This is a genomic window from Gordonia hongkongensis (genome assembly GCF_023078355.1).
GTDB classification, from domain to species: Bacteria; Actinomycetota; Actinomycetes; order Mycobacteriales; family Mycobacteriaceae; genus Gordonia; species Gordonia hongkongensis.
The window spans coordinates 2,290,012-2,304,166 of record NZ_CP095552.1 but is presented as its reverse complement, the minus strand read 5'-3'; the positions used below and the strand labels follow the sequence as shown (position 1 = coordinate 2,304,166).

General features: G+C 69.8%; 10 protein-coding genes and 1 pseudogene. 6 read left to right on the top strand and 5 right to left on the bottom strand.

What is annotated here, in order from left to right; genetic code table 11:
• Positions 1-151: 151 nt before the first annotated feature.
• Complete coding sequence (locus tag MVF96_RS10440) at positions 152-1,180, top strand: alpha/beta hydrolase (protein ID WP_247451952.1); 1,029 nt, start codon at positions 152-154, stop codon at positions 1,178-1,180.
• A complete protein-coding gene (gene mtr, locus MVF96_RS10435; RefSeq protein WP_247451951.1) occupies positions 1,177-2,574 on the top strand; it encodes a mycothione reductase in 1,398 nt (465 codons plus the stop codon). The genes MVF96_RS10440 and mtr overlap by 4 nt, the downstream gene beginning before the upstream one ends.
• Positions 2,575-2,596: 22 nt before the next feature.
• Here mtr and MVF96_RS10430 read toward each other — a convergent pair whose 3' ends face one another.
• Complete coding sequence (locus tag MVF96_RS10430; RefSeq protein ID WP_078112257.1) at positions 2,597-3,400, bottom strand: alpha/beta fold hydrolase; 804 nt, start codon at positions 3,398-3,400, stop codon at positions 2,597-2,599.
• Between the two features lie 75 nt (positions 3,401-3,475).
• Positions 3,476-5,035: a cobyric acid synthase gene (locus tag MVF96_RS10425; RefSeq protein WP_068971276.1), complete on the bottom strand. Its 1,560-nt coding sequence runs from the start codon at positions 5,033-5,035 to the stop codon at positions 3,476-3,478.
• 162 nt (positions 5,036-5,197) lie between these two features.
• Between MVF96_RS10425 and MVF96_RS10420 the strand changes: the two genes are divergently transcribed.
• Complete coding sequence (locus tag MVF96_RS10420; protein WP_247451950.1) at positions 5,198-7,411, top strand: protein kinase domain-containing protein; 2,214 nt, start codon at positions 5,198-5,200, stop codon at positions 7,409-7,411.
• A 42-nt stretch (positions 7,412-7,453) separates the two neighbouring features.
• Here the strand turns inward: MVF96_RS10420 and map are convergent, their stop codons facing one another.
• On the bottom strand, positions 7,454-8,317 hold the full coding sequence (gene map / locus MVF96_RS10415) for a type I methionyl aminopeptidase (RefSeq protein WP_058250111.1): 864 nt from the start codon (positions 8,315-8,317) through the stop codon (positions 7,454-7,456).
• 120 nt (positions 8,318-8,437) lie between these two features.
• Between map and MVF96_RS10410 the strand changes: the two genes are divergently transcribed.
• The 3 genes and pseudogenes from MVF96_RS10410 (at position 8,438) to MVF96_RS10400 (ending at position 11,389) form a co-directional block, all read left to right on the top strand.
• Positions 8,438-9,460 carry a heme/hemin ABC transporter substrate-binding protein gene (locus tag MVF96_RS10410; RefSeq protein WP_247451949.1) on the top strand — a complete coding sequence of 341 codons (1,023 nt, stop codon included), beginning with the start codon at positions 8,438-8,440 and terminating at the stop codon, positions 9,458-9,460.
• On the top strand, positions 9,457-10,593 hold the full coding sequence (locus tag MVF96_RS10405; protein WP_247451948.1) for a FecCD family ABC transporter permease: 1,137 nt from the start codon (positions 9,457-9,459) through the stop codon (positions 10,591-10,593). The genes MVF96_RS10410 and MVF96_RS10405 overlap by 4 nt, the downstream gene beginning before the upstream one ends.
• Positions 10,587-11,389, top strand: a pseudogene (locus MVF96_RS10400) (heme ABC transporter ATP-binding protein). Before MVF96_RS10405 ends, MVF96_RS10400 begins: the two are co-directional and overlap by 7 nt.
• A gap of 27 nt (positions 11,390-11,416) precedes the next feature.
• On the opposite strand, the gene MVF96_RS10395 reads toward MVF96_RS10400, so the two are convergent.
• Together MVF96_RS10395 and MVF96_RS10390 are read right to left on the bottom strand one after the other, a co-directional pair.
• Positions 11,417-13,258 (bottom strand): penicillin-binding transpeptidase domain-containing protein, encoded by a 1,842-nt coding sequence (locus MVF96_RS10395; RefSeq protein WP_247451947.1) that lies wholly within the window; start codon positions 13,256-13,258, stop codon positions 11,417-11,419.
• 58 nt (positions 13,259-13,316) lie between these two features.
• Entirely contained in the window at positions 13,317-14,153 is an 837-nt protein-coding gene (locus tag MVF96_RS10390; RefSeq protein WP_159370642.1) for a GNAT family N-acetyltransferase, read from the bottom strand.
• Positions 14,154-14,155: the final 2 nt, after the last annotated feature.

Genomic DNA, 14,155 nt, shown 5'->3' with positions numbered 1-14,155 from the left:
GCGGCACGTCGTCCCGGATGGCAACTTCTCGACCGGGCACTTCTCACCCGGTCCTTGTCGATCGTCATTGTCCAGCATGGCACGTCCAGCACGAGAATCGACCTTCGCAACTGTGTGCTGCACGACATCCGGGCTGTCCTGACCTGTCACTATGCTGGTCGCCGTGAGCGCATCCGCAGCCGCCGACTGGCAGCCCGACCGATTTCTCGAGGACTACCGGCAACGCGTCCTCCCCCTGGGCCCCGATCCCGACGGTGAATCGCCGATCACCGCGACCCTGGTGCGACGCGCCGAGTCGTCACCCGCGCGCGGCGCAGTGCTCTACGTCCACGGGTTCACCGACTACTTCTTCCACGAGCCGCTCGCCGACTTCTTCGTCGACCGCGGGTACGCGTTCTATGCTGTCGACCTGCGAAAATGCGGGCGATCGTGGCAATCGCACCACACGCCGCACTTCACCACCGACCTCGCGATGTACGACGAAGAGCTCAACGCGTCGCTGCGGATCATCCTCGACGAGCTGGGACCCGACTGCCGGGTCGTGGTGGCCGGGCATTCGACGGGCGGCATAATCACCGCACTCTGGCTCGACCGGTTGCGGCAGCGCGAGCCGGCGCTGCACGCGGCAGTTGACGGACTCCTGCTCAACTCACCCTGGTTCGATCTGCAGGGCGACGCGGTGCTCCGCACCCTCCCGGTCACGCTGCTCGTCAAGGCGATCGCCGCCGTCGCGCCGACCAGGGTGATACCGAAGGAACTCTCGCAGGCCTACGGCGAGAGCCTGCACGACAGCGCTCACGGCGAATGGAACTACGACCTGTCGGCGAAACCGCTGGGCGGATTCCCGGTCACCTTCGGTTTCCTCGACGCGGTGCGCAGCGGTCAGCGTCGCCTGCACCGCGGCATCGACGTCGGTGTTCCCGCGCTCGTGTTACGTTCGGACAAAACGCATTTCGCCAGGACCTACTCGGCGTCCACCGATCATGCCGATGCCGTCCTCGACGTCACCCACATCGCCCGCTGGAGTGGGTGCCTCGGCGGCCGCGTGACCGCGGTACCGATCCCCGACGCCCGGCACGACGTCTTCCTCTCCGTCGCACACGCACGCGAGCACGCCTATCGCGAGGTCGACCACTGGCTGTCCGCCGTCCTCTCAACCGAAAGCGAGAATCCTCTATGACCGCCACGCAGGTCGTCGACCTGGCCATCATCGGCTCCGGCAGCGGCAACGCCATTCCCGATGACCGCTTCGCGGACAAGACCCTCGCGATCTTCGAGGAGGGCGTCTACGGCGGCACCTGCCTCAACGTGGGGTGCATCCCGACCAAGATGTTCGTCTACGCCTCCGAGGTGGCCGAGATCGCCACGCACGGTGCTCGCCTGGGCGTGCACTCGAAGGTGGACTCGGTCGACTGGCCCGGCATCGTCGAGCGCGTGTTCGGCCGCATCGACCCGCTGTCGCAGGGCGGCAAGGAGTACCGGGTCGATCGGTGCGAGAACATCACCGTGTACGACTCCCATGTCGAATTCGACGGGCGCGACGACGACGGCCGGTACCGGTTGGTCACGCGAGACGGCGACACCGTTCTCGCCGACGAGGTCGTGCTCGCCGCCGGATCGCGCGCGGTCATCCCCCAGATCATCGCCGACTCGGGGGTCACCTACTGCACCAACAACGACGTCATGCGTCTTCCCGAGCTGCCCGAACGCCTGATCATCGTCGGGAGCGGTTACATCGCAGCGGAATTCGCACACGTCTTCGGCGCGCTGGGCTCACATGTGTCGATCATCGCGCGCGGCCCGGGTCTGCTCCGCAAGCAGGATGCCGACATCTCCAACCGCTTCACCCAGGTGGCCCGGGAGAAGTGGGACGTGCGGCTGGAGACCACGATCACCGAGGCCGAGGACCTGCCCGACGGCGGTGTGCGGGTCGGGCTCTCCGACGGCGCGACACTCGAGGCCGACGTCCTGCTGATCGCGACCGGCCGGCAGCCGAACGGCGACCGGCTCAACCTCGACTCCGTCGGCATCGAGCTCGATGACGAAGGTCGCGTGCGCTGTGATCAGCACGGCCGCACCGCTGCCCGCGGAGTGTGGACGCTGGGCGACGTCAGCTCGCCGTACCAGCTCAAGCACGTCGCCAACCACGAACAGCGGGTGGTGCAGGCCAATCTCCTGAAAGGCTGGGACGCAACCGATCTGGACGCCTTCGACCACCGGTACGTCCCGGCGGCGGTGTTCACCCACCCGCAGATCGCCGCGGTGGGCCTCACCGAGGACGAGGCTCGCGAGGCCGGCCACGACTTCGCCGTCAAGGTCCAGGCCTACGGCGATGTCGCCTACGGCTGGGCGATGGAGGACACCACCGGATTCTGCAAGCTGATCGCCGAACGCGGCACCGGCCGGTTGTTGGGCGCACACCTCATCGGCCCGCAGGCACCGACGGTCATCCAGCCGGTCATCCAGGCGATGCACTTCGGCCAGACCGCAGACGAACTCGCCCGCGGCCAGTACTGGATCCACCCGGCGATGCCCGAGGTCCTGGAGAACGCGATCCTCGGCCTGGACATCTGACGGCCAGGCCCTCCGCGCGAGCTCAGAAAATCGTTGAGCGCAGGGCGATCTCGCTGGCGAGGGCCGGGGCCGCGCGCTGCGGAATCCAGTGGTCCACGCCCGCGAGTTCGCAGTAGCGGAAGTCGCCGTAGACGTACCGGCCGCTGCCCTGCGCCTGTTCGCGACCCAGGGCGGTGTCGGCGTCGCTCCACAGCAGCGTGGTCGGGATCTCGACCGGCGGGCACGCCATCGTCGCCTTGATGTCGCCGGTGAAGTTCGCGCGGTACCAGTTCAGCGCCGCGGTCAGGGCGCCCGGTTCCCGCAGCGGGGCGAGTTCGTCCTCGGAGATCCCCACCGCCCGCAGCTCGGCGGCGTCGTCGGCGAGCAGCCTCTCTTCGGCCCCGTCGGCCACGAAATCGAGGATGTACGAAGAACGTTCACGCTGGTCGCTACCGACGAGAGCGTCGCGCATGGCCGACGGATGCCCGGTGCTGGCGACGACGAGACCGGTGAACCGGTCGGGGTACTTCCCGGCGAGATGCCACGCGACGATGCCGCCCCAGTCGTGCCCGACGAGGATCGCGTAACCGATGCCGAGGGCGTCGAGAACCCCGATCACATCGGACACGAGGTGGGTGAGCCGGTAGTCGTCCACCCCGGGCGGCCGCGCGCCGGGGCTGTACCCACGTTGATCGATGACCAGTGTCCGCAGCCCCGACTCGTGCAGGCGCGGCAATACGTCGTCGTAGCAGCTCCCGTTCACCGGGAACCCGTGCAGCAGCAGAACCCACGGACCGGTCTCCGGTCCCCCGATCCGGACGTCGAAGGTGAGGCCGCCCACGGTCACCTGACGTCGGTCGTCGATCATGGGGCGGTCTTCAGTCATGGCGCCCACGATAACCCGTCTCCACGACCCCGGCGTCTACAAGTCCTCGAGGTGGTGACGGATGACCTTGGGGTGGCGCGGCGGCCCTTGTCGGATCAGCCGCATGACAGCGTCGAGGTCGAGGTGTTCGGTGACGAGGTCGGCCATCGCGTCGACCTGTCGCCGACGTACGGCGTCGACATCGGTGTCGGGCGCCACGCGGAATCCCCGGACCCCGGCCTCGGCCGCCACGTCGGCCAGAAGTCGACGCCGGAAGTCGTTGCACGCCAGCAGTCCATGCCAGTGGGTACCCCGGACCGCCCCCCGCACCGCGCCCTCCGGACCGTGCCGGTCGTCGACGATCCACGTGTTCTCGGCCGATCGGGTCACCCGGCCGTGATGGATCTCGTAGCCGCTGATCGCGACGCCGGACGCGTCGCCGCCGGTCCCGGTCACCTGCCGCACGGTCTTCTCGGCGTGGAACTCGATGTCGAGGTCGAACAACCCCAGTCCGGGCACCCGCCCGCGACCGGACTCCACCCGGTCGTCGAGGGTGCGGCCCAGCATCTGGAATCCGCCGCACACGGCGACGATCGGACGTCCGCGGGCCGCGCGTTCGGTGAGCGCCTCCCCCAGACCGCGCGCCCGCAGCCACTCGAGGTCGGTCACGGTGGCGCGGGTGCCGGGCAACACGACGAGGTCGGCGGCCGCCACCCCGGCCGGGTCGTCGACCCAGGTGACGTCGACACCGGGTTCGCAGGCCAGCGCCTCGACATCGGTCGAATTGGAGATCCGCGGCAGGCGGATGGCGGCGACCCGCAATCGGGGTCCTCCGGTCGCGGAGGATTCGGTGAACGAGCGCGGTGGCCCGACCCGCCGCCCGACCGGCGCCGCTAGCGAGTCCTCGGCGTCGAGCCACAGGTCGTCGGCGAAGGGCACCACCCCGAGCGTCGGCCGTCCCGTGATCGCCTCGACCTGCCGAAGTCCCGGCTCGAGGATCGACGGGTCACCACGGAACTTGTTGACCACGAACCCCGCGATCAGCCGCTGATCGGCGTCGTCGAGGACCGCGGTGGTACCGAACAGATGGGCCAGCGACCCGCCGCGGTCGATGTCGGTGACCAGCACCACCGGGAGGTCCGCCGCCTGTGCGAGACCGAGATTCGCGATGTCGTTGGCGCGCAGGTTGATCTCGGCGACCGAACCCGCACCTTCGCAGATGACGACGTCGAAGTCGCGTCGGAGACCGGCCAACTCGTCGGCGACGACGGCACGCAGCCGCGACCGCCAGTGCAGGTAGTCGGCGGCCCCGGCGTCTCCGGCGGGCCGACCGCGGAGGATCACGTGCGAGCGACGGTCACTGCCCGGTTTCAGCAGCACCGGGTTGAACCTGGTGGAGGGTTCGAGGCCACAGGCGAACGCCTGCAACGCCTGGGCACGACCGATCTCGCCGCCGTCGAGGGTGACCACCGAGTTGTTGGACATGTTCTGCGCCTTGAACGGTGCGACCCGCACACCGGTGCGCCGCAGCGCACGGCACAGCCCGGCGACGATGAGGCTCTTCCCGGCATCGCTGCTGGTACCGCCCACGAGCAATGCGCCACCGAGTCCGTCCACCCGGAACAGACTAGAGGCCGGACCCGAGGCCGCGACCACGGTGGCGTCGTTCACAAGTCCCACCGTTGCGCTCGCGGTCGTGCGGGTCTGGATACAGTGACCCGGACGAACAGGTCGACAGCCGGTCGTTCGGAGTCAAGGGGGTCATCGGACGTGGAGGTCGTGAAGCCCGGGTCCGTGTTCGCCGGATATCGCGTCCTCTCGATGCTCGGGCGCGGCGGCATGGGACAGGTCTGGCTCGTCGAACACCCCACCCTGGGCCGCCGCGAGGCCCTCAAGATCATCTCGCCGAACCCCGCCGATCCCAGTTTCGCCGAGCGGTTCCGCAACGAGGCCCGCACCGCCGCGGCCCTCGATCACCCCGGCATCGTCACGGTCTACACCCACGGCGTGGAGAACGGCAGCCCGTGGTTCTCGATGTCCTACCTCGAAGGCGAGGACCTCGCCGCCGCATCGGCCCTGCCGGTCGATGACGTGGTGACGGTCGTCGGCAAGGTCGCCGACGCGCTCGACTATGCCCATACCCGGCGCGTCATCCACCGCGACATCAAACCCGCGAACATCGTGGTCGCCCGCGGCCCCGACGGCCGGATCGCCCGGGTCACCGTGCTCGACTTCGGCATCGCCCGCCTGATGGACGGCGCGAAGATGACCGCGACCAACCTGTTCGTCGGCACCCTCGCCTACGCCGCACCCGAGATCCTCACCGGCGAACCGGCGATCCCGGCGTCGGACCAGTACGCGCTCGCATGCACGACGTTCCAGCTGCTCACCGGATCGCAGCCCTACCCCGGGCAGACCCCGATGGCCCTGATCGCCGGCCACGTCAACACGCCCGCACCGCGGATCTCCGAGCGCCGCCCCGACCTCGTCTACGTCGATGCCGTGTTCGCGCGCGCCCTCGCCAAGAACCCCGCCGACCGGTTCGCGTCCTGTTCCGAGTTCGCCGCGGCGCTCGCCCGGGCGGTCGAGATCGGGTCGACAGCGCCCTCCGTCGTCGCGGCGCAGGCACCCGGCCGTCCGTTCTCACCACCGCCGCCCACCCAGCAGGCGCCGGTGAACCCGGTGGCCCACCGCGCTCAGCCACCCGGCGGTCACCCACCGTTCCCGGCGTACGGTCCCGGCGGACCGCCGCCGGGCCCACCTCCCGGATATGTGACCGGGCCCGGCGGACCCCACGGCCCCGGCCCGGGATCACGGGGAACGGGCTCACGCACCGCGTGGATCGTCGCCGCGGTACTCGGCGTCGTCGTCCTCGTCGTCGGTGTCGTCGGCGCCGCGATCGCCCTCAGCGGATCGGGATCGGATCCTCAGACGGCGCCGGTCGCCGGGTCATCGACGACGGCGCCGAGCAGTTCCGGCGGATCCTCCACCGGCAGCGATGAGTTCGAGTCCATCGCTTCCAGCGGCGACAGCACGTGCGCGGTACGCGGCGGTCGACTGTACTGCTGGGGCGACAACGAACGGGGCACGCTGGGCGACGGTACGACCACCGACCGCCCGCGCCCGGTCCCGGTCACCGGCGTCTCCGACGTCTCGGCGGTCAGCATGGGCGGCCTCGGGACGACCTGCGCGATCAGTTACGGAGACCTCTACTGCTGGGGTTACGGGATCGGACCGCCCGGGCAGAACGTGCCGCTGCCGACGAAGGTGTCCGGCCTGTCCCGGGTGTCGGCGGTGTCGGTCGGGCTGACGATCTGCGCGATCAGCGACGGCGACGCCTACTGCTGGCGCAACAACGCGAGCGGCCAGGTCGGCAACGGCAGTACCGGGTCGGTGGACGTGCCCACCCGCGTCGCCGGTCTCTCGGACGTGACCGCCGTGTCCACGTCGCACACCACGAGTTGCGCCATCGCCGGCGGTTCGGCGTACTGCTGGGGCAACAACCGGGAAGGCCAGATCGGCGACGGCACCACACTCGACCGCCTCACCCCGACCCGGGTCCTCGGACTCGACTCGCCCACGTCGATCAGCACGAGCCTGTACTCGACGTGTGCGGTCGCCGGCTCCGGCGGCGTGTTCTGCTGGGGCCAGAACACCAGCGGCCAGCTCGGCGACGGCACCGAGCAGAACCGGCGGACCCCGACCCGCACCGACGTCCGCGGGGCCACCGAGGTGTCCACGGCGGCCTATGGCGGATGCGCCGCCGCGGGCAGCTCCGCCTACTGCTGGGGTTCGCGCAGCGATCAGCCGGACAAGAGCCCCGACCGCGTCAACGGACTGTCGGGGGTCACCGAGGTCACCACCGGTTCGGCGAACGTGTGCGCGGTCGCGGACGACGAGATGTACTGCTGGGGCCTCAACGGCCAGGGTCAGCTCGGCAACGGGACGACCACGACGAGCAGCGAACCGCAACCCGTCCGCTTCCCCGCCTGAACGTCTCGGCTGTCGGCCGAACCTCAGTTGTCGGGCCCGATGTCAGTTGTCCGGCACAGTGAGGATCTCGGCGCCGTCGTCGGTGACGACGAGGGTGTGCTCGAACTGCGCGGTCCACCGGCGGTCGGCGGTCACCACGGTCCAGCCGTCGTCCCACATCTCCCACGGCAGTGCGCCGAGATTGATCATCGGCTCGATGGTGAAGACCATCCCGGGTTCGAGGACCGTGTCGACGTTCGGCTCGTCGTAATGCAGCACGATCAGTCCGTTGTGAAAGGTCTCACCGATGCCGTGGCCGGTGAAATCGCGCACGACCGTGTAGCCGAACCTGTTCGCGTAGGACTCGATGACCCGACCGATGACATTCAGCTCGCGACCCGGCTTCACGGCCTTGATGGCCCGCTCGGTCGCGATCCGCGTCCGCTCGACGAGATCGGCGGCCTCCTGGTCGACGTCGCCGGCGAGGAAGGTCGCGTTGGTGTCGCCGTGCACGCCGTGGATGTAGGCGGTGACGTCGATGTTGACGATGTCCCCGTCCTCGATCACCGTCGAATCCGGGATGCCGTGGCAGATCACCTCGTTCAGCGAGGTGCAGCACGACTTCGGAAAGTCCTTGTAGCCCAGGGTCGACGGGTAGGCACCGTGGTCGATCATGTACTCGTGCGCGATCGCGTCGAGTTCGTCGGTGGTCACGCCCGGGGCGACGGCCTTGCCCGCCTCGGCGAGTGCGTTGGCCGCGATCTTGCTCGCGATGCGCATCTTCTCGATCGTCTCGGCGGTCTGCACCCAGGGCTCATGGCCCTCGTTCACCGTCGGCTTCCACACGTATTCGGGACGTTCGATGGAGTCGGGCACGGACCGGATGGGCGACACGATCCCCGGCGTGAGGGCACTGCGAACTGGCATGCGACCAGACTATCCCGGCCCGTCGCGGCGAGGCCCGTGGGCGGACACCGCGGCGAACGTCACTAAGCTCGCCGGGAGGAGCCGATGGGAGGGCATCGGAGTCGACGATGGAGGTGTGCGGTGCGGACGAGGGGGTTACGGGCGGCGCTGGTGATGGTGCTGACCGTGCTGAGCCTGTCGGCGTGCTTCGTCACCCCGATCGAGCAGGAGCGGCACTCGCCGGGCGCGCATCTGCGCGACGGTCCGCAGACTGCGACGCTCGCGGAGTCCGACGTCACCCCCGTCGTCGAGAACCCCACCCCGCGACTCCCCGCCACCGTCGACTCGCTCCGGTACGGGGACGTGACCGTCGCCGATGCCGACCGGATCATCGCCGTGGACATCAACGGAACCCTCGGCAACATCGTGTACGCCCTCGGACTCGGGTCCCACGTGGTGGGGCGCGACACGTCCACCGCCTTCCCGTCGGCGAGGTCGCTGCCGGTGGTGACCAACCGCGGACACAGCCTCAACGCCGAATCCGTTCTCGCCCTTGACCCGAGCGTCCTGCTCGTCAGCGAGTCCACTGTGCCCACCGCCGCCGTCGACCAGATCCGCGACTCCGGCGTCGCGGTCGTCGTGTTCCCGGCCGCCCGCAATCTGGAGTCGAACGACACCCTGATCCGCTCGGTCGCAGCCGCACTCGGCGTCGCCGACGCTGGAGAGAAGCTCGTCGCCCGGACCGCTGCGCAGATCGAGGACGCACGCGAGCTGGTCCCGGACCCGTCCGGGGATCCCACCATCGCTTTCCTCTACATCCGCGGACGCAACCTGCTGCTGCTGGCCGGGCCCGGATCGGGTGCCGACGACCTCATCGAGGCGCTCGGCGGCAGGGATGCCGGCGCGGCAGCCGATCTCACCGGCGCGTTCACCGCGATCAGCGCCGAGGCCATGATCACCGCCGACCCGGACGTGATCCTCGTGATGACCCAGGGCGCGGCCACCGTCGGCGGACCCGAGGGAGTGCTGACCCTGCCGGGTGTGGCCGACACCGAGGCCGGCCGCAACGGACGGGTCGTGCAGATGGACGAGAGTCAGATCCTGGCGTTCGGTCCCGAGGTCGGACTGGTGCTGGGTGCGCTGGCGAGGTCGATCTACGCATGACCGACCCAGCGCGGACCACGACGGACCCGGCGACCGAGCCGACGACCCCGTCGGCCGTCGTCGCTCCCCCGGCCGGCACGTCGCATCGGGTCCGTGACCTCACGGTGGTGGCGGTGATGCTGGTCGCCTTGGTCGTCCTCGCCATCGTGTCCGCGGGCACCGGAAAGGTGTCGGTGCCGCCGCTCGAGGTGCTCGGCAGCCTCGCCCACCATTTCCACCTCGATCTCGGTCCGCTCCCCTCCCATCCGAACGGCGAAGGCGCGCTGTGGAATGTGCGCTTCCCGCGCATCGTGCTCGGACTGTTCGTCGGTGCCGCACTCGGCGCCGCAGGCTGTCTGCTGCAGGGAGTGCTGGCGAACCCGCTGGCCGAACCGGGGATCATCGGCGTCTCCTCCGGCGCCGCGGTCGGCGCCTGCCTGATCATCGTGCTCGCCGGCGGGACCGCCGGAGCCGGTGGCGCCGCGGGCAACTGGGCTCTCGCCGGGGCCGCCTTCGTGTTCGGCCTCATCACCGCGGCGGCGGTGTACGTGTTGTCTCTCCGCGACGGCTCGTCGTCGGCGATCATGCTGGTGCTCACCGGTATCGCGGTCAACGCGTTCGCGGCCGGGATCATCGCCTTCCTCACCTTCGTGGCCACCACCGCCGCTCGCGAGCAGATCATCTTCTGGCAGCTCGGCTCACTCGCCGGACGCACCTGGAGCGAGATCTGGGTCGTCGCACCGCTCGTCGTCGTGGGTGTCGCGGCCTGCCTGTTCCTGGTCTCCAAGCTCGATCTGCTCGCGCTGGGCGACATCCAGGCCGCCTCCCTCGGCGTGAACGTGGAAGCCGTCCGCCGGCAGGCGATCGTCCTCACCGCGGTGCTGACCGCCGCGGCGGTCGCCTTCGCCGGGATCATCGCCTTCGTCGGCCTCATCGTGCCGCACGTGATGCGCCTCATCGTCGGACCGCGCCACGCGATCCTGTTACCCACCAGCGTGATCGGCGGAGCACTGGTCATCACGGGCGCCGACCTCGCCGCCCGGACGATGCTCGGTGACGCCGACCTCCCGCTGGGCATGTTCACGTCCCTGATCGGTGGCCCGGTCTTCTTCATCCTGTTGCGTCGCAGCCGTCACGCGGGTGCCGGATGGTGACCGAAACCGCCGTGACGACGACCCCGGGCATCCACGCCCGAGACGTCTCGGTCGTGCTCGGCGGACGCGAGCTGGTGAGCGAGGTGACCCTCGACGTCTCCCGTGGTGAACTCGTCGCCCTCGTCGGTCCCAACGGGTGTGGCAAGTCCACGCTGCTGTCGGCGCTGTCCGGTACCCGCACACCGCAGCGCGGCCACATCGAGGTCGACGGCCGGGACGTCGCGACGACCTCGATGCGCGAACTCGCCCGCCACCGCTCGCTGGTGACCCAGCAGAACCGGGTGGACACCCCCTTCACCGTGTCCCAGGTCGTCGCGATGGGCCGCTACCCGTGGCTGCGGACACCGCGCGCGGCGAACTCCCCGCCGTGATCGCCGACGCGATGGCACTGTGCGAGCTCGGCGACATCGCCGACCGCCCGTTCGGACAACTCTCCGGCGGCCAGCAGGCACGCGTCTCCCTGGGTCGTGCCCTCGCCCAGGACACCCCCGTCATGATGCTCGACGAGCCGACCGCGGCACTCGACATCCACCATCAGGAGCAGGTTCTCGACATCCTGCGCGTCCACCGCGATGCCGGGAACGCCGTGCTGCTGGTGGTGCACGACCTCACCCTCGCCGCCGCCTACGCCGACCGGGTGGCCGTGATGAAGGACGGCCGGCTGCTCGCGATCGGGCCGACGTCGGAGGTGATGACGGTCGACCTGCTCAGCCACACCTACGACCACCCCGTCGAGGTGATCGAGCATGCCGGGCGACGGGTGATTCTCCCCGTCCGGACACCCGGTAGCGCCTAGAAGATGGTGCGCACTGGTGAGGGCGTCTCAGGAGAGAGGGCGCACCGCGTAGCCCGGACCGAGACCGGCGAAGAAGTCGCGGGTGACGGCCACCGCGTTGTTCGAGTCACCGCCGCCCACGACGAGGGTGGCGAACGCGATGTCGCCGCGGTAGCCGGCGAACCAGGCGTGTGACCCGCCGGCGAACTCCGCCTCACCGGTCTTGCCGAACACCGCACCCTGGCCGTCGATCACCGACGCCGTACCGCTCGTGATGACCTCACGCATCATCGGGCGCAGCTGGGCGTAGACCTCGGGTGCCATCGTGGGCGTCGGTCCCTCGACCTTCGTGGGCTTGTCCAGGATGAGTTGCGGCACCGGGGCCTTCCGACCGTTCGCAACGGTGGCGGCCACCAGGGACAGCCCCAGCGGCGAGACGAGGACCTTGCCCTGCCCGAAGCCGTCCTCACTGCGGGCGACGAGTTCGTTCTCGATCGGCACCGAGCCGGACACGGCATCGAGGCCGGCGATCTCGTAGTGTTGTCCGACGCCCATCGCGGCCGCGGCGTGCGCGAGATCCGACGGCCCCATCTCGCTGGCGAGTTTGGCGAACGTGGTGTTACAGGACTGCGCGAACGCCCGCAGCATCGACACCGTCCCCAGCGAGAACCCGTCGTAGTTCGGGATCAGGCGCGGACCGATCTGGATGGCGCCGGGACATCCGACGGGGGTGTCGGGGGTGGCCATCCGATGGCTGATGGCGGCCGCGGCGGTCACCATCTTGAAGGTCGACCCGGGTGGGTACAGACCGGTCGTCGCGATGGGCCCCGACCGGTCGGCCGCGGGATTCTGGGCGACCGCGAGGATGCGGCCGGTGGACGGCTGCACGACGACCAGCGCGATCTGGAACCGGTTGGTGGCGTTGACCGCTCGCTGGGCCGCGTTCTGCACCGTCCGCGACAGACTCAACGAGACCGCCGGCGCGGGGTCCGGGTCGTGGTCGGCGAGGACGTCGGCGTCGAGGCCGTTGGGGTTGACCGTCACCACCCGCCAGCCCGCACGCCCCGACACCTCGGAGTCGACGACCTTCTTGACCTCGGTCAACAGGGCGGGCGCGAATCTCGGGTCCTCGGGGACCAGTTCGGCCTGTTCGTTGGTCACGACGCCGGGGATCGCCAGTTGGTCGCGCAAGCGGTCGAACTGGTCGTGGGACAGCCGGGCGAGCGGGTACTGCTGCCGGTTCGCGGTGACCTGTTCGATGATCGTCTGCTCGTTGAGCGAGGGACTGAACCGGCGCAGTACCGCGACCGCACCGGTCACCGACTCGGCGACCGACGCGCCCTGTTCGGCGGCGGCAGTCGCATCGAAGTTGACGCCCACGACGGTGCCGTTGACCATCACCTCCGAGCCGTCGGACTCATTGACCGTCGCGCGCGGCGCCTCGACGATCTGGAGCGAAAGGCGTTGATCGGTACCGAGTTTCGGATGGATGTTCGTCGACGCCCAGCGCACCGCCCAGCCGTCGTCGGACCGGCCCATCCGCAGGGTGGCGTCGTAGGCCCAGTCGCGGCCCCGCGGCAGGGCCCAGGTGTAGTCGACGTCCACCTCGGCGGTGTCCCCGGTGACGCGGACCCGCCCGGCCTGCGACTCGAGTGCCTCGGCACCCAGCCCGGCCCAGGCCGACTCCATCGCGGACTCCGCGGCAGCGGGGGTGTCGGTCAGCGCCGCCGCGGACGCGACCTTTCGATCGGCGTAGGCCTGCAGGAAGCGCTCCGCGGCGCGGCGCGGGCCGTCGTCCTCGGAGGCCGAGCAACCGACGGTGGCCACCGTCACGGCAGCACACACTGCGACGATCACCGCCGGGGTCCATCGAGTTCGCATGCGCCACATCGCGGTCGAGTCTAGGGTGGCCCGGCCGGAATCCCGCGACGCCACGCGGGGCGGGCACTCAGTCGACGAGGACGGTCGCGAAGGTGCCGACCTCGGTGAACCCGATGCGGTCGTACACCGCGCGCGCGGTCACGTTGAAGCTGTTGACGTACAGACTCGGAATGCGGCCGTGAGCGGCGACGGCCTCCGCGACGGCCGCGGTACCACCCAGTCCCAGTCCCTCACCGCGCCGGTCGGGATCCACCCAGACTCCCTGGATCTGGCCGACCCGGCGGGACAGCGAGCCGATCTCGGCCTTGAACACGACGTCGGGGCCGTCGAACCGGGCGAACACCCGCTGCGCGGTGATGAGCGAGGCGAGGCGTCGTCGGTAGGAACGACCGCCGTCGCCGGCCGTCGGATCGACACCGACCTCGCCGATGAACATGTCGATGGCCGCGGGCATGTACGCGTCGAGGTCGTCGAGGGTCACCAGCCGCACGAGCGGGTCGGCGGGTACCGCCGAACAACACGTGAGGGCGAGCAGTGGCTGCACCGGCCGGACCTCACGCGCCGGACCCCACACCGGCTCGATCTGTTCCCACATCTGCATCACGAGGTCGGCGCGGCCGACGATGGAGGAGCATGCACGCGGTCCGGCGATGGCGCGGTCGGAGAAGTAGTCGAGATCCTCGGGCGAACCGGTGAGCGGGATCAGGTTGGCGCCGGAGAAGCAGAGGGACGACGCGGGGTTCTGCGCGGTCCACAGCTCGCCGCCCAGCAGCCGGGGGTTGATCCCGTGCGTCTCGAAGCGGGCCGCGACCATGCACATCGCCACCGGGTCCGAGGTGAGGACACGTTCGACAGCGGCCGCATCACGAGCGCCGAGCGGCTTGTCGCCCAGTAGCTTCAGCAACG

Bases quoted from the DNA above. Each gene is read 5' to 3' on its own strand.
- MVF96_RS10440 (WP_247451952.1), top strand. From the start codon at position 152: ATGCTGGTCGCCGTGAGCGCATCCGCAGCCGCCGACTGGCAGCCCGAC.
- mtr (WP_247451951.1), top strand. From the start codon at position 1,177: ATGACCGCCACGCAGGTCGTCGACCTGGCCATCATCGGCTCCGGCAGC.
- map (WP_058250111.1), bottom strand. From the start codon at position 8,317: ATGCCAGTTCGCAGTGCCCTCACGCCGGGGATCGTGTCGCCCATCCGG.
- MVF96_RS10405 (WP_247451948.1), top strand. From the start codon at position 9,457: ATGACCGACCCAGCGCGGACCACGACGGACCCGGCGACCGAGCCGACG.
- MVF96_RS10395 (WP_247451947.1), bottom strand. From the start codon at position 13,258: ATGTGGCGCATGCGAACTCGATGGACCCCGGCGGTGATCGTCGCAGTG.